The organism is Aeromonas sp. FDAARGOS 1405 (assembly GCF_019048265.1).
Classification (GTDB): domain Bacteria; phylum Pseudomonadota; class Gammaproteobacteria; order Enterobacterales; family Aeromonadaceae; genus Aeromonas; species Aeromonas veronii_A.
On record NZ_CP077311.1, the window covers coordinates 2830738 to 2849228 of the forward strand.

At 57.7% G+C, this 18491-nt stretch carries 12 protein-coding genes; 6 read left to right on the forward strand and 6 right to left on the reverse strand.

Features of this window, described 5'->3' with window-relative positions; genetic code table 11:
- Position 1: 1 nt before the first annotated feature.
- The 6 genes from cyoB (at position 2) to I6L35_RS13285 (ending at position 5905) form a co-directional block, all read left to right on the forward strand.
- Positions 2 to 1978 carry a cytochrome o ubiquinol oxidase subunit I gene (gene cyoB, locus I6L35_RS13260; RefSeq protein ID WP_216978418.1) on the forward strand — a complete coding sequence of 659 codons (1977 nt, stop codon included), beginning with the start codon at positions 2 to 4 and terminating at the stop codon, positions 1976 to 1978.
- A gap of 107 nt (positions 1979 to 2085) precedes the next feature.
- On the forward strand, positions 2086 to 2700 hold the full coding sequence (locus I6L35_RS13265) for a cytochrome o ubiquinol oxidase subunit III (RefSeq protein WP_216978419.1): 615 nt from the start codon (positions 2086 to 2088) through the stop codon (positions 2698 to 2700).
- Positions 2701 to 3030: a cytochrome o ubiquinol oxidase subunit IV gene (locus I6L35_RS13270; protein ID WP_216978420.1), complete on the forward strand. Its 330-nt coding sequence runs from the start codon at positions 2701 to 2703 to the stop codon at positions 3028 to 3030.
- Between the two features lie 11 nt (positions 3031 to 3041).
- On the forward strand, positions 3042 to 3938 hold the full coding sequence (gene cyoE / locus I6L35_RS13275) for a heme o synthase (protein ID WP_216978421.1): 897 nt from the start codon (positions 3042 to 3044) through the stop codon (positions 3936 to 3938).
- Between the two features lie 161 nt (positions 3939 to 4099).
- Positions 4100 to 5470: an MFS transporter gene (locus I6L35_RS13280; protein ID WP_216978422.1), complete on the forward strand. Its 1371-nt coding sequence runs from the start codon at positions 4100 to 4102 to the stop codon at positions 5468 to 5470.
- 60 nt (positions 5471 to 5530) lie between these two features.
- Positions 5531 to 5905 carry a DUF805 domain-containing protein gene (locus I6L35_RS13285; RefSeq protein ID WP_216978423.1) on the forward strand — a complete coding sequence of 125 codons (375 nt, stop codon included), beginning with the start codon at positions 5531 to 5533 and terminating at the stop codon, positions 5903 to 5905.
- Between the two features lie 81 nt (positions 5906 to 5986).
- Here the strand turns inward: I6L35_RS13285 and I6L35_RS13290 are convergent, their stop codons facing one another.
- From I6L35_RS13290 to I6L35_RS13315, 6 genes are all read right to left on the reverse strand, one after another.
- On the reverse strand, positions 5987 to 7090 hold the full coding sequence (locus I6L35_RS13290; protein WP_216978424.1) for a YdcF family protein: 1104 nt from the start codon (positions 7088 to 7090) through the stop codon (positions 5987 to 5989).
- A gap of 299 nt (positions 7091 to 7389) precedes the next feature.
- On the reverse strand, positions 7390 to 8142 hold the full coding sequence (locus I6L35_RS13295) for a DNA/RNA non-specific endonuclease (protein WP_216978425.1): 753 nt from the start codon (positions 8140 to 8142) through the stop codon (positions 7390 to 7392).
- Between the two features lie 233 nt (positions 8143 to 8375).
- Positions 8376 to 10268, reverse strand: a complete 1893-nt coding sequence (locus I6L35_RS13300; RefSeq protein WP_216978426.1) for a PTS fructose transporter subunit EIIC — start codon at positions 10266 to 10268, stop codon at positions 8376 to 8378.
- Positions 10269 to 10710: 442 nt separating this feature from the next.
- A complete protein-coding gene (locus tag I6L35_RS13305) occupies positions 10711 to 13149 on the reverse strand; it encodes a GH92 family glycosyl hydrolase (protein WP_216978427.1) in 2439 nt (812 codons plus the stop codon).
- A gap of 307 nt (positions 13150 to 13456) precedes the next feature.
- Complete coding sequence (locus tag I6L35_RS13310; protein WP_216978428.1) at positions 13457 to 15979, reverse strand: GH92 family glycosyl hydrolase; 2523 nt, start codon at positions 15977 to 15979, stop codon at positions 13457 to 13459.
- Between the two features lie 62 nt (positions 15980 to 16041).
- A complete protein-coding gene (locus I6L35_RS13315) occupies positions 16042 to 18444 on the reverse strand; it encodes a GH92 family glycosyl hydrolase (protein WP_216978429.1) in 2403 nt (800 codons plus the stop codon).
- Positions 18445 to 18491: the final 47 nt, after the last annotated feature.

Here is an 18491-nt window from a genome sequence, read left to right on the forward strand (position 1 = left end):
GATGTTTGGAAAATTAACACTCGATGCCATTCCGTTCCATGAACCCATCATCATGGTGACGGTAGCCGGTATCATTTTGGGGGGGCTGGCCGTTGCCGGCCTGATCACCTATTTCGGCAAGTGGCAATATCTGTGGAAAGAGTGGCTTACCTCGGTCGACCACAAGCGTCTTGGGGTCATGTATCTGATCCTGGGTATGGTCATGATGCTGCGCGGCTTCGCCGATGCGGTGATGATGCGTACCCAGCAGGTGATGGCTTCGGCTGGTGGTGACGGCATTTTACCGCCGCATCACTACGACCAGATCTTCACCGCCCACGGGGTCATCATGATCTTCTTCGTGGCCATGCCACTGGTGATCGGTCTGATGAATATCGTCGTGCCGCTCCAGATCGGTGCCCGTGATGTGGCTTTTCCCTTCCTCAACAACATCAGCTTCTGGTTCACCGCCGCCGCCGTGGTGTTGATCAACGTCTCCCTCGGGGTCGGTGAATTCGCCCAGACCGGCTGGCTGGCCTATCCGCCCCTCTCCGGGCTGGAGTACAGCCCGGGGGTCGGGGTTGATTACTGGATCTGGAGTCTGCAGATCTCGGGTCTGGGCACCTTGCTGACTGGCGTCAACTTCTTCGCCACCATCATCAAGATGCGCGCTCCTGGCATGACCATGATGCGTCTGCCGGTGTTCACCTGGACGGCTTTGTGCTCCAACGTACTGATCATCGCCTCCTTCCCGATCCTGACCGTTACCATCGCCCTGCTCACCGCAGACCGCTATCTGGGTACCCATTTCTTTACCAATGACATGGGTGGCAACATGATGATGTACATCAACCTGATCTGGGCCTGGGGCCACCCCGAGGTTTATATCCTGGTGTTGCCGGTATTCGGGATCTTCTCCGAAGTGGTGGCCACCTTCAGCAAGAAGAAGCTGTTCGGCTACACCTCGCTGGTATGGGCGACCATTGCCATTACCGTGCTCTCCTTCATTGTCTGGTTGCACCACTTCTTCACCATGGGCTCGGGCGCAAACGTGAATGCCTTCTTCGGCATCACCACCATGATCATCTCCATCCCGACCGGGGTGAAGATCTTCAACTGGTTGTTCACCATGTACCGTGGTCGCATCGAGTTCACCTCACCCATGTTGTGGACCGTCGGTTTCATCATCACCTTCACCATAGGTGGCATGACAGGGGTACTGCTCTCGGTGCCGGCGGCCAACTTCGTGTTGCACAACAGCCTGTTCCTCATCGCTCACTTCCACAACGTCATCATTGGTGCCGTGGTATTTGGCTGCTTTGCAGGAATCACCTACTGGTTCCCCAAGGCGTTCGGCTTCACCCTGAATGAAACCTGGGGCAAGCGTGCTTTCTGGTGCTGGATTATCGGCTTCTTTGTTGCCTTCATGCCGCTTTACGTACTGGGCTTCATGGGGATGACCCGCCGCATCAGTCAACAGCTGGATCCGGCCTTCCACCCCTGGCTGGTGGTAGCCGCCTGTGGTGCCGGCCTGATTGCCCTTGGTGTCTTGTGCCAGGTGATCCAGCTGGTGGTCAGCATCCGTGACCGCGAGCAGAACCGTGATGTGAGTGGTGACCCCTGGGGTGGCCGGACGCTGGAGTGGGCGACCTCTTCACCGCCGCCCTTCTACAACTTCGCCATCGAGCCGAAGATCACCGGTCTGGATGCCTTCTGGGAGGCCAAGCAAAACGGTTCAGCCTATCAGCAGCCCAAGCAGTATGCACCGATCCACATGCCCAAGAACACCGGGGCAGGGGTGATCATCGCGGGCTTCAGCGCCGTCTTTGGCTTTGCCATGATCTGGCATATCTGGTGGATGGCCATCCTTGCCTTTGCCGCCATGATTGGCAGCTGGATCATCCACAGCTTCAACGATGACGTGGACTACTACGTCCAGGTTGACGAGATCACGCGCATCGAAGATCAGCATTTTGCCAACATCAACAAGGGGGCTTAGTGCTATGACCACTGGCGTTTCATATCACATTCACGTCTACGGTGCCCGGAGGGCATGGGCACCCGAAGGTCAGCATTTTGCCAACATTAACAAGGGGGCGTGACGCTATGGCGACCGACGTTCTACATCACACTCACGAGAGTGCCCATGACCATGGGCACCATGATGCCGGTGCCAACAAGGTGTTTGGTTTCTGGATCTACCTGATGAGTGACTGCATTCTGTTTGCATGTCTGTTTGCAACCTATGCGGTTCTGGTCAACGGCACTGCCGGCGGTCCGAGCGGCAAGGATATCTTCGAACTGCCGTTCGTATTTGCCGAAACCATGCTGCTGCTGTTGAGCTCCATCACCTTCGGTTTTGCCATGTTGGCGATGAACAAGAACCGGGTGTCTACCGTCAATGGCTGGTTGCTGGTGACCTTTGTGCTGGGTGCCGGTTTTATCGCGATGGAGATCTACGAGTTCCATCACCTGATCGCAGAAGGTTACGGCCCGGATCGCAGTGCCTTCCTCTCAGCCTTCTTTACCCTGGTTGGTACTCACGGTATCCACGTGACCAGTGGCCTGATCTGGATCATCGTGATGATGGTGCAGGTGGCCAAGAAGGGGCTGACCGATCGCAACCGCTCCCGCCTGATGTGTCTGAGCCTGTTCTGGCACTTCCTCGACGTGGTGTGGATCTGCGTCTTTACCGTGGTCTATCTGATGGGAGCAATGTAAATGAGTCATTCCGTTGATTCTCACGGCGCCAGCCACGGCAGCGCCAAGAGCTACCTGATCGGCTTCGTGCTGTCACTGATCCTGACTGCCGTACCGTTCTGGATGGTGATAGATGGCTCCGCCTCCCACACCACCGTGCTGGCCACCGTGGTTGGCATGGCGGTGGTGCAGATCTTCGTGCATCTGATCTACTTCCTGCATATGAATACCTCGTCTGAAGAGCGCTGGAACCTGGTGGCACTGGTCTTTACCGTGCTCATCATTGCCATCGTGGTCGTGGGTTCCCTGTGGATCATGTACAACCTCAACATCAACATGATGGTCCACTGAGCAGGCTGGCAATGATGAAGCAATACCTGCAAGTGACCAAGCCGGGCATCATCTTCGGCAACCTCATCTCGGTGATCGGGGGATTTCTGCTGGCTTCAAAAGGAAGCCTGGACCTGCCCCTGTTCATTCTGACCATGGTGGGTGTTTCGCTGGTGGTGGCCTCCGGTTGCGTGTTCAACAACTACATCGACCGGGACATCGACTGCATCATGGAGCGCACCAAGAACCGTGCTCTGGTGAAGGGGCTGATCGCCCCCGGCGTATCGCTCTGGTACGCCACCGCGCTTGGCATGGCGGGCATTGCACTGCTCTATTGGGCGGCCAATCCGTTGGCCGCTCTGCTGGCGGTGCTGGGCTTCATTGTCTATGTGGGGGTCTACAGCCTCTACATGAAGCGTCACTCGGTCTACGGCACCCTGGTGGGCAGCCTCTCCGGCGCCGCGCCGCCGGTCATCGGCTACTGTGCGGTGAGCGGTCAGTTCGACTCGGGGGCCTTGATCCTGCTGGCGATCTTCAGCCTGTGGCAGATGCCGCACTCCTATGCGATCGCCATTTTCCGCTTCAAGGATTATCAGGCGGCCAACATTCCGGTGTTGCCGGTGGTGAAGGGAATTTCGGTGGCCAAGCACCACATTACCCTCTACATCCTGGCCTTTATGGTGCCGACCCTGATGCTGTTCCTCGGCGGTTACGCCGGCTACAAGTATCTGGTGGTGGCCACTGCGGTGAGTGTCTGGTGGCTGGGGATGGCGCTGTCGGGTTACAAACAGCTGGTTGATGATGCTCTCTGGGCGCGCAAGCTGTTTATGTTTTCCATCGTCACCATTACCTGTCTGAGTGTCATGATGTCGGTAGACTTCCAGCCAGAGGCCGAGCCTGTGGCGCTGGTGAGCATGTTGCTCCGATAGTGTGCGTTGCTTCCGATTGCACGAGATCCAGAGCCGGGAACCTTCCCGGCTCTGTTATTATGGGGCCGCCCATCGGGTACTTTTCCCCTGTGTAGGGTGTGGCATGGTGCGTGTCGGCCACCCCTTGACTCTTCCTTGTTCCCTGAACTATCGAGGCCATCATGAATGATTTCACCATGACGAGGGGCGAGCGCCGTGCCACCTGGGCGCTCGGCTCCGTCTTCTCTCTGCGCATGCTTGGCATGTTTATGGTTCTGCCGGTGTTGACTACCTATGGCATGTCGCTGGCCGGTGCCTCCGAGGCCCTTATTGGTCTGGCCATCGGCATCTACGGCATGACCCAGGCGCTGTTCCAGATCCCGTTTGGCCTGCTCTCCGACAAGGTGGGCCGCAAGCCACTCATCATCGGCGGTCTGCTGGTGTTTGCTCTTGGCAGTGTGATCGCTGCGCTGACTCACTCTATCTGGGGCGTGATCCTCGGCCGCGCCCTGCAGGGGAGCGGCGCTATCTCGGCCGCCGTGATGGCGCTCTTGTCGGATCTCACCCGCGAACAGAACCGCACCAAGGCGATGGCTTTTATCGGGGTGAGCTTTGGTATCACCTTCGCCATTGCCATGGTGACTGGCCCCCTGATTACTCATGCGCTGGGACTCTCCGGCCTGTTCTGGCTCATCGCCCTGCTGGCGCTGGGGGGCATCGCCGTCACCCTCTGGCTGGTGCCGACACCGACAACTCATCTGCTCAATCGAGAGTCCGGCATGGTCAGGGGCGGGATGCGCACTGTGCTGACCAATCCGCGCCTGCTCAAACTCAATCTCGGCATTTTGTGCGTGCATACCCTGTTGATGTCGAGCTTCGTGGCGTTGCCGCCGCTGCTGGAGCAAGCGGGTCTGCCTCGGGACAGCCAGTGGCAGGCTTATCTGGTCACCATGCTGATCGCCTTCGTCAGCGTTGTGCCCTTCATCATCTATGCCGAGACGCGCAGAAAGATGAAGTTGGTGTTCCAGATCTGCGTGCTGGTGATGCTCAGCGCCGAAGTGGTGCTGTGGCAGGCTGGCCTGCAGTTGTGGGGCCTGCTCGCCGGCCTGCAGCTCTTCTTCATCGGTTTCAACGTGATGGAAGCGCTGTTGCCATCCCTGATCAGCAAGGAGTCGCCACCGGGTTACAAGGGGACGGCCATGGGGATCTACTCCACCAGCCAGTTTATCGGAGTGGCTATCGGTGGCAGCCTGGGGGGCCTGCTCTACAGTCTGGGTGGTGGCGCCCTGGTGTTTGGCGGCTGCTCTGCGCTGGCCCTTGTCTGGCTCGGGGTCAGCCTCACCATGCAGGAGCCCCCCTATGTGAGCAGTCTGCGCATCCTGTTACCGGAAGGGGTGGAGGCGAGCCCTGCACTGGAGCAGAAACTCCGTGCCTGCGATGGGGTGAACGATGTACTGCTGGCACGGAAGGAACGTTCGCTCTATGTGAAGGTGGACAGCAAACGGGTCAGTCGCCAGGATCTGGAGCAGCTGGTGATCGACGCCGGACACTGATCGCGCTAAGCTCGGTTCGGATCTGCAACTACTTGTTTTTGAAAACAGTCTGGAGGCGCAATGAACTGGTATCTCTCGGTCCTCAAGCAATATGCGGTATTCAGCGGACGGGCCCGTCGCACCGAATACTGGATGTTTGTGCTGTGCAACGTCATCGTCATGCTGTTGCTCGGCATGGTGGACAAGCTGATTGGCGGCGACAAGGAGCTGATCAGCTCCATCTATTCGCTGGCTGTGCTGCTGCCCTCGCTGGCGGTGGCGGCCCGTCGCCTGCACGATACCGACCGCAGCGCTTGGTGGCTGCTGCTCGGGCTTATCCCCATTATCGGTACTCTGGTGCTTATCTACTTTATGGTTTGCAACGGTCAGCAGGGACCAAACCGCTTCGGTGATGATCCCAAAGCGGCCCCCTCACAGGGCTTTATCGTCAGCTAACGGGCGCGGCTTGGCCAATCATCGGTCAATAAAAGAGAGGGAGGCATCACGCCTCCCTCTCTTTTTCGTGTTGATGGTCGATCAACGCTCAATCAGCGGGGCGGAGCGGTAGCTCCACATGCCGTAGGTACGCAGGGCATCCCGGTAGATGCCGAGCAGCTCGCTCTCGCTCGGGGTGGCCAGCTCCTCGAGGGGCTTGTCGGGGTAGCTGACGCTCGCCACCTTGATGTTGGCCGGGCCAATCTGGTCGCAGGCGATTTCCAGCACCGTCTGGCCGCGGCGTACATGGCTGGCGGAGCTTACCAGCACCGCATAGTCAATCTGGTGGCGGGCGAGGGCATAGGCGCTGTAGAGGGCGTTATCCACCGTGCTGGTGGCGTAGTTCTCTTCAATCAGGCGGCTGCGGTCGATGCCGTGGTTGGCCAGCCAGTCAGCCATCAGCTTGCCCTCGGTCTGGCGGTTCTGGGGCACGCCGCCGGTCAGGATGATCAGCGCTTCCGGATCGGCCTTGGCCAGCTCAAGGGTGGTTTGCAGCCGGCCCAGCAGGATCTTGTCCATGCTGCCGTCGGGATTGAGAGCGTAGCCCAGGGTGACGATGGCGCGCTTGCCCTCCCTGCTGGCCTTGAGCTGATCCTCGGTCAGTTCGGTTTGCAGCGGGGCGGCGGTGATCCGCTGCACCCGAGCGATGATCTCCTCCAGATCGGCAGCGCGGCCACTGTTGCGATCCGCCACTTTCGCCAGATAGCTGCGGGAAGCCTCCTTGTTACCCTTCACCAGCTGCCAGATGGCGAGATAGCTGTTGATGTCGAGATCATCGGGGGCGACGGCCTGCGCCTGCTCCAGCAAGGTGATGGCGCGGCTCAGGTTGCCGTTGTAGAGCTGTGCGTTGGCCGCCGAGATGAGCAGGTCGGTGCGGTAGGGCTCAAGCTGGTAGGCGGCCAGCAGCCGCTCGGTCACCAGCTCCATATTGCTCGGCATTTTGGCGGTAAAACCGGCGTGGGAGATTTTGGCTGGCGACTTGTAGATCTGCAGCGCTTCGCCGAGCAACATGTCCACCGCCTGGCGTTTGCTGACCAGGGTATTGAGGTCGTGCTCCATTTGCATCGAGCTCTCGGCCGCTTGCAGGGCGAGGGGCGAGAGCGCCAACAGGCCGCCGAGGGTGAGGGCAAGAAGGGTCTGTTTCATCAAAAGGTCCTCTGTCGGGCTGAATCGCGCCGTGGGCTCCGGTTTGCGGGCCGATGGGATAAGGCAAATTTGCGTCAATTCAGTCTGTTAGTGCCAAAGAGAGGGCAATATACCAGTTAACGGTGCGGCAAACTGTGAGTCGGGGCGAGTCGTCGGGTGATGCCACACCTGTGGCCGCAAAAATGGCCGCAACGGGTCAGCAGCCATCTGAAAAGGGCAGGGGGAGCGTGACTCCCCCTCCCTCTGTTGCGATGCAAGACAGATGGCGTCTCAATCCATCTGTTGACGAGTGTTCGCGGTCAGTTCCACATCGGGGAGATGCGGGCTTCCAGGGTCTCTTGCTGCTCTTCGGGCATATCGCTGAAGAAGTTGAGCTGGGTCTGCTCTTCCACCTCACGTACCGAGACCCGGTAGTCGGCGATCTGGCTGATGGGCACCTCTTGCTGCGGCATGATAAAGGCGATGGCCTGCAGTTTGGCCGGGTCCATCACGATCTTGTAGTAGGCGCTCGGGATCGCCACACCCTGACCGATGGACTCTTCAGAGCCGGTAAAGATGGGGCCGGTGATCACCTGTACATCCTTGCGGGAGACCGCCCACTTGTTCACCTTGTCCTCCAGCACGCGCCACGCCTTCTGGTTGAGCACCCCGATCTGCGGTGTCATGTTGCTCAGCAGGAAGCTCTCTTTCATGGTGTTCTTGTTCGATTTCATGTCCCCCGCCGGGGCCTGATGGCCACGGTCGTAGCCCGAGCCCTTGTAGTCGGAGAGGGTGGCGCGGTAGGCAACCGGGATCTCCCTGTCCTCGGCGAAGGCATCCTTGCGCGGCACTGTGCCCTGTGCGCTCTGGGCGGTCATCCGGTAGGAGACCCAGTCCGCCACCTTGTAGTCGTAGTTGTAGCCGACGGCATACCCTTCACGGCAGAGCTTCTGATCCGATTCGGAGGGGAGGCCAAAGCGTACGTGCTCGCCACACGCCCAGTGAGCCGCCAGCAAGGGGGTGGCAGTGAGGGTGAGGGTAACAGCCAGAACCAATTTATTGATTTTTATCATTTTTGTGATGCTCCAGTTTAGTAGGCGGAGCCATTTGACATGAGATCTGACCAGCGCTTCAATTGCTGTTTTTTTACACGTCACCGTTCTGTGACGGCTCGCCAAGATCCGTGATGTGACTGGTTAATATGTTTTAAATCAGTGGCTTGGTCGGTGGGATGATGTGCGGTTGCTCGGCAGACAACGAAAAGGGGCCCGCGATGGGCCCCTTGTGATGAGCTGTCTGACTGCTATCAGGCGGCGTTTGCCTTGTTGCCCAGCGTGCGGGCCAGCAGTGCTTCCGGATTGTGAATCGCCTCCTTGGTCTTCACATCGATGACTTCGATATCGGTGAAGCGCTCGCGGTTCTTGATAGCCACGTCGTGGGCGAAGATGACGCAGCGGGCGTTGGCGACATCCTTGGCGGTAATGCGGTTGATGATGCCGTTGGCACCCTGGGTCTCGACCTTGATCTTGATCCCCTGCTTGGCGGCGGCCTTCTGCAGGCTCTTGGCGGCCAGGAAGGTGTGGGCAACGCCAGACGGGCAGGCAGTGATGGCCAGTACGTCTGCTTCCCCTTCCGCTTCAATGACTTCGAAGCTGGTTTGGGTGGCGGTCACGTCATCTTCTTCGCTCACTGGCTTTTTCAGCAGGTTGACGATGATGGCAGTGGTCAGGGCGCCGAGGATGGTACCCAGGATGTAGCCCATCTTGCCTTCAACAACCGGCAGGACAATCCAGCCACCCCAGGGGGCGTGGTTGATACTGTGCATCATAAAGCCGGTGATGTTGCCGACGATGCCGCCTGCGACGATGGCCGGGATAACACGCATGGGGTCAGCAGCGGCGAACGGGATAGCACCTTCACTGATACCGATCATGCCCATGATGGCGGCTGCTTTACCGGATTCACGCTCCTCTTTCTTGTAACGCTTCGGAGACATGAAGGTCGCCAGTGCCATACCCAGCGGCGGCACACAGATGGCGATACCGACGCCGCCCATCAGCCAGGGCTGGGTGTTGACCTGAGTCTGGGCAAACAGGGTAGCAACCTTGTTGACCGGGCCGCCCATATCGAAGGCGGTCATACCACCCAGAATGGCACCCAGCATCACTTTACCTGAGCCCGCCATGCTGGAGAGCCAGTGGTTCATCCCTTCCATCATGGCGGCGATCGGGGCACCGATCCCCCACATCACGATGCCACACACCAGGAAGGTACCGATCAGCGGATAGATGAAGATGGAACCAAGGGAGGTCATGGAGTCAGGCAGCTTGATCCGTTTGAGCTGATTGACCACGAAACCTGCGATAAAGCCCACCAGAATGGCGCCGAGGAAACCGGTTTGATAGTGCTGTACGGCAATCCAGGAGCCGATCATGCCCGGGGCCAGGCCCGGCTTGTCAGCCAGCGAGTAGGCGATGTAGCCACCCAGTACAGCGGTAAACAGGGTCAGACCGGCGATACCCATGGTCGCCATGTCTTTAAGGAAGCCCGCTTCCGGCACGGCGCCCTTGCCGCTCATCATCACTGACAGGGAGAGCAGCACACCGCCCGCCACGATGAAGGGGATCATGTGGGAAGTACCAAACAGCAGGTGCTGCTTCATGGTGTTGAGGCGATCCTTGAAGGTGCGCTCGTCGGGTTCAACCGGAGCAGTGGCAGCCGGTTTGGCGGCTGGCGCCGGTTTTTCCGCTTTTGGGCCTTGCTTGAGCAGGGTCAGGGCTTGCTCGACGGTAGTGGCCGCCTTCATCTGCTCGATAAAGCCCGGTTCCAGCAGACGGGTGGAGAGCTCGGCCAGCACTTCGATATGGTGGTTGGCGCCGCCATCCGGGGAGGCGATCATGAAGATCAGCTGGGTCGGTTTGCCATCTTCGGCGCCGTACTCGATACCCTGACGGCTGACACCGATGGCAATGGCCGGACGGCTGACCGCCTTGCTCTTGGCGTGGGGCAGGGCGACACCCTGCTCGAAGCCGGTGCAGTCCAGCTGCTCGCGGGCCCAGATATCCTTGACGAACTGCTGTTGATCAGACACGGCGCCATCGCGCGCCAGCATCTGTGCCATCTCGTCGAATAGAGCCTCCTTGCTGGTGGCCTTCAACTCCAGGCAGATGAGTCTGCCGTTGGTCATGGTGGGTAACATCTCACTCTCCTTCCCTGTAAGGGCTAAGTCATGCGTTGCGAATTGGGCTCATTATTGCCCTCACGGGTAGGGTTGGACAGGCGATGAATGTAGCAATAACTGGATTTTTGTTGCATGGTTTTGCTGGTGTGATCCAGCTCGCAAAGTGTTGAGCTTCAACTCAATAGTTGTTTTTGTTTAATTCATGGCGGGATGTGACAGCGGTCAAGGTATGACAGAAAAACCCTTGTAATGGGATTTACCGCCATTTTTTGCGGTTTATTGCCCGATTTAAGGCTGATTTGAGAAAAACGGGTTAATGGCTGAACCAGGGCTTCCCACTGGAAAATAAAATGGCCCAGCGCTGATTGGATTTTATCAATCCATCTGGCGTGGGCCGTCGGGTATCACAAAGTGACATTTTCGGGTTGCGTGCTGGATGTCACCTCAATGCTATCGTTAGTTACTTTTGTGGCGGGGTATCGCCCATCACGAAGTGGAGGTTGCCCCCCGGTACAAACTCCTTGTGCTCGAAGAAGAGACCATCTTTGAGCGGTTTGCCATTGATGGTGGCCGACTGGACATAGCGGTTCTTGGCGCTGTTGTTATCGGCGATGATGGTGAAGGTTCCCCCCTTGACCGGGATGGTCGCTTTGGCAAATAGCGGGCGGCCAATAGTGTAAACGGGGTCTGCTGCATTCACCTGATAGAAGCCAAGTGCTGACATCACATACCAGGCAGACATGGAGCCCACATCCTCGTTGCCTATGATGCCTGCCGGGGTGTTCGAGTACATGGTGTCGAGGATGTAGTCGACCGTCTCCTGAGTTTTCCACGGCTCCGATGTCCAGTTGTAGAGGTAGGGAATATGGTGGGAGGGTTCATTGCCGAAGGCCACCTGACCCATCATCCCGGTCATGTCAGCGGTCTCCGACCCCTGACTCTCGGCGGCAAAGGTGGCGTCCAGATTCTGCTTGAAGGCCTCTTCTCCGCCCATCGCGGTTTTCAGACCCTTGATGTCATGGGGCACAAACCAGGTCCACTGCCAGGCGTTGCCCTCTGTATAGTTGCCGGTCTCATGTTCGGTGCCATAGGGATCAAACGGCGTCATGAAGGCGCCATCGATCATCACCGGACGCATGAAACCGGTCACCCCGTACTGGGCGTATTCGGCCGCATTGTGGTCGAAGTAGCGCTGATAGCCGTTAGAACGGGCCAGATAGCGCGCTTCGGCCGCCGGGTTGCCGGCCGCCTTGGCGATCCGGGCGATGGCCCAGTCATAGAAGGCGTTCTCCAGACCGTAGGAGACCGACTCGAGGGTGTAGTCAGCGAAGACGGGCTGACCGTCGATCCGCTGCACTGCCGGGGCGAAGCCGTTTTTCTCGATGTAATCGATGTGGTTGGTCAGGGTCTTGTCCAGCACCGCCTTGTCCCACTCGGTCGCCAGCATGGGGTAGTTGGTATAGGTGGAGGAGTCGATGGCGGCCGTGAGCGCCAGATTTTTCTCCTGCGCGGTGAAGGCATCGGGGTATTTGGTGATGGCGTCGGCAATCACCACTACAGCCGGATAGCCCACCATGGTGCCTGTCTCATCCCCCAGATGCTCCCACTTGGGCAGCAGGCCGCTCTCCAGATACTTCTGGATCAGGTTCTTGGCATACTGCACGGCGCGGGTGGGTTCGGTGATGGTTTTGAGCGGGTGCAGCGCTCGCTGGGTGTCCCACAGTGAGTAGACCGAGAAGTTGGGCTGATCTTCGCTTGCTTGGCCATAGTGGATGGAGTAGCTGCCTTCCCCCTTGGCCTGCGCCCCTTTGCCCATGCCGCGGTAGTTGCCATCCACATCCTGATGGACGATGGGGGCGATCTTGGTGTGGTAGAGGGCGGTGTAGAAGATCTCGTTTTGCTCCTTGCTGCCCCCCTCGATGGTGAAATTGAGGGCGTTGGCCCACTTCTCGCGGGCGTTGGCGCGGGCCTCGTCAAACGAAACATCCCCTTCGGCCTGGTAGTTGTTCCATGCGCCGGTGGCATCGACCGCCGATAGGGCAACTTTGGCGTTCAGTTGGGCTGAGCCGCCCTCTTCAAATTCGACGTAAGCGGTGACATCCGCTTTGGATTTGGCCTTATGCTCGGCGCTCAAGCCCTCTACCGGCACACCACCAGCGAGGATGTAGACCCCTTTGATCTTCTTGTCGAAGGTCGCATGGAAGAAGATCTTCTGGTTTTTCGCCCAGCCGGAGAAGTGAGTCGCATCTCGCTCGCCGGTGATGGTGTAGCCATCTTCGCTGACGGTGAGTTTGTTGCGCAGCGAACTCGATCCCCAGTCGCTGTTGAGGATCGAGTTCAAATCGATCTTCAGCCGTTGGGGTTGCCCCTGCGGATAGGTGTAGCGGTGAAAGCCCACCCGCTCGGAGGCGGTCAGCTCGGCCTTGATGCCATTTTCGGCGATGCGCACCGCATAGTAGCCAGGCTCGGCCTGCTCGGATTTTTTGTCCATTTTGACCGAGATGGCTTTGCGGTAATCATCGCTTTGCTCGATGTATTTGGATTTATCTTCGGTAAAGGGCAGGAACAGAATATCCCCCAGCCCCCCCATGCCGGTGCCTGAGAGGTGGGTGTGGGAAAATCCGAACAGGGTATCTTTGTCAAAGTGATAGCCGGAGGAGGAGTGCCAGCCTATCAACTCGGTATCCGGCGAGAGTTGCACCATGCCCTCCGGTACCACAGGGCCGGGAAAGGTGTGACCGTTAAAGCCAGTGCCAACGAATGGGTTCACATATTGCAACACATTGGTTGGCGTTGGCTTTTGATCGTCGTTATTGTCGCTGCTGTTATCTGAATCGCAGCCGGATAACATGGCTACTGTGCTGGTCAGGGCAATGGCCAGAATATTTTTCTTGAACATATTGAGCGGCTCCATCGGGTAGAGGGTGAGCAGTCATGATCTATTTTTATGAGACCGGAGCGATCCCTGAGCAATATTGGTGCTCGATGGCATTGATCCCGGCGAGCACTATTATTCCCATGCCATCTGTTTCATCGACAGAGTAAAAAAGTGTCATTCACTAGATTTTTGTGGCAAGGCAGTCTGTTTGTGATCTGCGCATCATCTGATGCAACATCTCATATTTTTTGAGGTGCTTGGTGAGTCGACAAAAAAAGAGGCCCAAAGGAAGCTTTGGGCCTGAACATATATTGATAATGCATGATGGTTATTTATTATCTGAGCGGATCGGTTTTTGCGCCGTCATGATAAATTTCAGTTCACCACCAGCCCGAATATCGCTGTGGCTGAACGTCAGGTTTTCCCCCAATGGTTTGCCATTGATGGTGACCGATTCCACATAGATATTTTGGGGACCATTGTTTTCGGCGATCACGGTGAATTTTCCGCCATCGATATCCATGGTCACCTTGTCAAACAGTGGCCGACCTATGGTGTAGACCGGGAGCCCCGGCGTAACCTGATAGAAACCCAGCGCACTCATGATGTACCAAGCGGACATTTGCCCCACATCCTCATTGCCAATCAGCCCTGTGGTGGTCGGGTGGAAGAAGCTGCGTACCGCCTGATCCACATACTCCTGGGTTTTCCACGGCTCTCTGGTCCAATTATAGAGGTAGGGGACATGGTGATCCGGCTCGTTACCCATCACGAACTGGCCGATATAGCCGGTCATATCCCCCTGCGAGGTATCGGCGTTGGAGTTGGCGGTGAAGAGGGCATCCAGATTCTTCCTGAATTTCTCCTCGCCACCCATCACCTCTTTGAGCCCCTCGATATCGTGGGGAACAAACCAGCTCCACTGCCAGGTGTTGCCTTCGGTAAAGTCCTGCCCCCTGTGCTCGGCCCGATAGGGCCAGAAGATGTCATAACGGCTGCTGTCGTTGGTGTCACAGTTTTGTGGTGGTGTAACGGGATTGCCGTTTTTATCGATGGCGCAGGAGGGGTAATTGTTGACCCAGCTGCCATCGTAATTTTTGGGGCGCATAAAGCCGGTCGCGCCATATTTGCCATATTGCGCCGGGTTGTAGTCAAAATAGGCGCGCCAGGTAGTCGCCCGGGCCAGATAGCGGTTCTCGGCGGATTTGTCGCCAGCCAGTCGGGCCAGCTGGGCGATGCACCAGTCATAGTAGGCATTCTCGACACCGTACGAGACGGACTCGTTGACCAGTTCATCGTACTTGTCCTGCGCCATGCCGCCCTCTTCCGGCTTGAGTTTGACGTTGGCGGGGACATAGCCGTGCTGCTCGGCATACTGGCCGTGACGGGTCATCACGGTGAAGCGCTTGTCGCCGTTCCAGGGATCCTGATAGGGCACCCAGCTTTTGGTCAGCGCGAGGTCAAAGTTGGCGGAGACATTGGCCGCCTGCAGCGCCAGCGTTATCTCTTCCTGTGTGAATGCATCCGGGTATTTGACGATGACGTCGGCGATGATGGAGACCGCCGGGTAGCCGACCATCTCGCCGGTATAGTCGGAGTGCAGCTCCCATTTGGGCATGATGCCGCCGGTTTTATATTTGTTGAGCAGATCGTGCACATAGTCGATGGATCGCTCTTTTTCGATGATGGTCTTCAATGGGTGAGCGGCGCGGAAGGTGTCCCACATGGAGTAGACCGAATAGTTGGTAAAGCCCGGCTTGGCCTGATGCACCTTGCCATCCATTCCGCGATATTGACCATCCACATCCTGATAGACGAAGGGGGCGATGTAGGTGCGATAGAGCGAGGTATAAAACATCGTCTTGTCGGCATCGCTGCCACCCTCCAGGGTGAACTTATTGAGCACTTTCGCCCATGCCTGCTTGTTCTCCTGCACCACCTGATCGAAGCGGTAGTCATGTTCATCGGCGCGCAGGTTGGCCATGGCCCCCTCAATGCCGGTGCCCGAGATGGCCATCTTCATGGTGATGGGCCGTTCCCCTTTGGCAAAGTTGAGCTGGGTCACCACATCCCGTACCCGGGGTCTGGTTTCGCCATACCCGATGTAATCGGCCAACCCCACCTCGGTGTCGTTGCTCAATTTGCCATCGACATAGAGGATCTGATCCACAAACGGCTCGGAAAACTCGGCGTAGAAAAAGACCGTCTGCCACTGCCCCCACTCGTTGCTGGTTCTGGCTCCGGCAATGGCGTTGTCGCTCACCCGCTTGAAGTAAATATTGCGGGAGTGGTTACCGTACTGCTCCAGCAGCTCGTGCTGCAGATCAAGCTGGACTTTGCGATCTTCACCCGCCGGATAGCTGTAACGGTGGAAGGCCACCCGCTGGGTGGCAGTGAGTTCGGCCTTGATGCCGGTCTCCACCAGATCCGCTTTGTAGTAGCCTACTTCCGACTGTTCGCTCGTCTTGTTGATGGTGACCGGGTCGGTATTGCTGCCGATGAAGGGCAAGAAGGCGAAATCATTGAGATCCCCCTTGCCTGCCCCCGAGATATGGGTGCTGCTGAAGCCGGAAAGCTTGGCCAGATGGTGGTGATAGTCGGAAGGGGATCCCTTGCCATTCCAGTTGGCCGGATTCCAGTTGTCCGGGCCCGGCTGGATCATCCCTTCCGGCATGACCGGGGCCGGATTGACATTGCCCAGCCCATCGGTGCCGATCAGCGGATCGACATATTGCAGCACCTGCAGGGCATTATCGGGACGGCCATTGTCAGTAGTCTCATCGTTTGTGTTGCAGCCATAGAGGCCAAGCAGGGCTGTCACCATGATGGCCAGCTTGTGGGGTTTGAACATTGTTGTTCCTCAAATTCCGGAGATGAAAAAGCGGCAAGCCGGGTGGCTTGCCGCTTGTAGAGTTACGGGGTCGGTTGCTGGTTGGTCATCACAAAACGCAGCTCACCACCGGGACGGATCTCGCTGTGGGCGAAGGTGTTGTACTGGTTGAGTGGCTTGCCATTGATGGTGACCTCTTTGACATAGAGGTTGTCCGGGCTGTTGTTCTGCGCTACCACGTTGAACTGACCGTCGGGCAGGTTGATGGTGACCTTGTCAAAGATGGGACGACCGATGGTGTAGGTCGGGTCGCCCGGGGAGATTTGATAGAAGCCCATGGCACTCATGATGTACCAGGCCGACATCTGGCCGACGTCTTCATTGCCGATCAGGCCATCCGGGGTGGTTTTGTAGAACTCCTTATAGACCCGGTCGAGGTACTCCTGCGCTTTCCAGGGCTGGGCGGTGCGATTGTAGAGATAGATGACGTGGTGTGAGGGCTCGTTGCCATGAATGTACTGCCCGATGTAACCGGTCATGTCCTGATGTGCTTCGCCCCCGTTGGGGTCGGCGTTGAACAGGTTGTCGAGCTTGTCGTTCAGTCCCTGCTGGCCACCCATGATCTCGGTCAGCTTGTCGAGATCCTGCATGAAGGACCACTGCCACTGCCAGGCATTGCCCTCGGTGTAGTAGAAGGCATCCGACTTGTAGGGATCGAAATCGGCTGGCGCGTATTTCAGGGCGCACGGGTCACCGTTTTTCAGCTCGGTCGGTACGAAGAAGCCTTTGCCATCGGCATTGCCAGCCTGGGGATCCCAATGTTTGAGCGAGTTGTAGGATCGTGCCTTGAACTCCTGATAGGTAGTCATGTCGCCCGCGGCTTTCGCCATCTCGGCGATGGTCCAGTCGTAGAAAGAGAACTCCAGCGAGTAGGAGACCGAGTTCCAGTTGGGATAACGGACGCACTGCTCTTTCTCGTGATAGCTGAGCTGACCGGCCATCAGCGAGCTCAGGATGTCGTCATGGATCTGCGGGTAATCGGCAGGCCGGTAGTGGGCCGATTTGACCGAGGCTTCCAGTGCCTCTTGCGCATCGATCAGCCCCTTGGTCACCGCATCGGCAAGGATGGCCGCCGAGGGGTAGCCAATCATGGTGCCGGTTTCCGAGCCGTGGCCTTCCCATTTGGGCAGCAGGCCGAACTCCACGTTGGATTTGCGGATCAGATCCTTGGCGTAGAGAGTCGCCTGTGGCGGGTCCATGATGGTCCACATGGGGTGAACGGCGCGGAAGGTATCCCAGGTCGAGTAGATGGAGTAGTTGGGGGTATCGCCAGGTTGCAGGGTGCGCAGGGTGCCTTGCATATCAAGATACTTGCCATCCACATCGTAGAGCTCGATAGGGGCGATCATCATGTGGTAGAGAGCGGTGTAGAAATTGGTCTTCTCGGTCTCCGTCCCCCCTTCGGTTTTGAGTGTTGCCAGCTTTTCGGCCCACGCGTATTCTGCGTCTGACTTCACCTTGGCAAAATCAAAGGTGGGGGCTTCCGCCTCCAGATTCTTCTGTGCTCCTTGCCAGCTCACCGCCGAGATACCGACCCGGATCTCGAGCGGTTGGTCACCCTGGCCAAAATTGAGGTAGGCGGTCAGGTCATCCCCTTGATAGACGCTGTTGGGGCGCATCTCCCGGGTGGGCATCTTGTCCTGCTCGCCCAGCATGGCCCTGGCCACAGGTTGGTTGAATTTGGCGTAGAAGAAGATGTTCTGGCCCTGATGGTTCTGTCCCTGGAACCAGCCAGTGGAGGTTTTGCGGCCACGCAGGGTGTACTCATCCACCACTTCGATTTTGTTTTTCAGCGATTGGCCGTTGTTGTTCAGCAGGGTATGACCCAGATCGAATTTCACATTCCGATCCGCTCCTTTGGCGAAGGTGTAACGGTGCAAACCGACTCGTTTGGTGGTGGTCAGTTCAACCTCAATCTCCCCCTTGTTCAGTCTGGTTTTGTAATAACCGGCGCTGGCGTGCTCATTGGTTTTGTCAAAGGCGTTTATCTGGGCGTCGGCCATCTCGGCGTAGGGCAGTACCAGAATGTCGCCCAGATCGGTGGCACCGGTGCCGGAGAGATGGGTATGGGAGAAGCCGTAGAGCGGAACATCGGTTGCGACGATCTCGCCCGTGAGGTAATTGGAAGAGTCCCAGTAGCCGGAGGCTGAGTGCCAGGGGTTGAGTCCGCTCTCGTGATCGGTGTTGGAGCCAATAAAGGTATCCGGCGAGAGCTGCACCATGCCGGCAGGGCGGGTGGCACCGGGGAAAGTGTGGCCTGATGCGGCGGTGCCTATCATGGGGTCAACGTATTTCAGTACCGACAGATCGACAACCGGAGTTACCGGTTTCTCGATAGCGGTAGACTCGCTCTCACTGTTGCAACCGGCGATGCCACCGGTCAGTGCGGCAATCACCGCAAGAGAAAGAAGATTGCACTTGAACATGGTCATTCCATTTTTGAGTGGTGATGGGGGAGGAAGTCCTCCCCCGA

What these genes read in the sequence shown, in the direction of transcription:
- cyoB (WP_216978418.1), top strand. Translation starts at nt 2, where the DNA reads ATGTTTGGAAAATTAACACTCGATGCCATTCCGTTCCATGAACCCATC.
- I6L35_RS13265 (WP_216978419.1), top strand. Translation starts at nt 2,086, where the DNA reads ATGGCGACCGACGTTCTACATCACACTCACGAGAGTGCCCATGACCAT.
- I6L35_RS13270 (WP_216978420.1), top strand. Translation starts at nt 2,701, where the DNA reads ATGAGTCATTCCGTTGATTCTCACGGCGCCAGCCACGGCAGCGCCAAG.
- cyoE (WP_216978421.1), top strand. Translation starts at nt 3,042, where the DNA reads ATGATGAAGCAATACCTGCAAGTGACCAAGCCGGGCATCATCTTCGGC.
- I6L35_RS13280 (WP_216978422.1), top strand. Translation starts at nt 4,100, where the DNA reads ATGAATGATTTCACCATGACGAGGGGCGAGCGCCGTGCCACCTGGGCG.
- I6L35_RS13285 (WP_216978423.1), top strand. Translation starts at nt 5,531, where the DNA reads ATGAACTGGTATCTCTCGGTCCTCAAGCAATATGCGGTATTCAGCGGA.
- I6L35_RS13290 (WP_216978424.1), bottom strand. Translation starts at nt 7,090, where the DNA reads ATGAAACAGACCCTTCTTGCCCTCACCCTCGGCGGCCTGTTGGCGCTC.
- I6L35_RS13295 (WP_216978425.1), bottom strand. Translation starts at nt 8,142, where the DNA reads ATGATAAAAATCAATAAATTGGTTCTGGCTGTTACCCTCACCCTCACT.
- I6L35_RS13300 (WP_216978426.1), bottom strand. Translation starts at nt 10,268, where the DNA reads ATGTTACCCACCATGACCAACGGCAGACTCATCTGCCTGGAGTTGAAG.
- I6L35_RS13305 (WP_216978427.1), bottom strand. Translation starts at nt 13,149, where the DNA reads ATGTTCAAGAAAAATATTCTGGCCATTGCCCTGACCAGCACAGTAGCC.
- I6L35_RS13310 (WP_216978428.1), bottom strand. Translation starts at nt 15,979, where the DNA reads ATGTTCAAACCCCACAAGCTGGCCATCATGGTGACAGCCCTGCTTGGC.
- I6L35_RS13315 (WP_216978429.1), bottom strand. Translation starts at nt 18,444, where the DNA reads ATGTTCAAGTGCAATCTTCTTTCTCTTGCGGTGATTGCCGCACTGACC.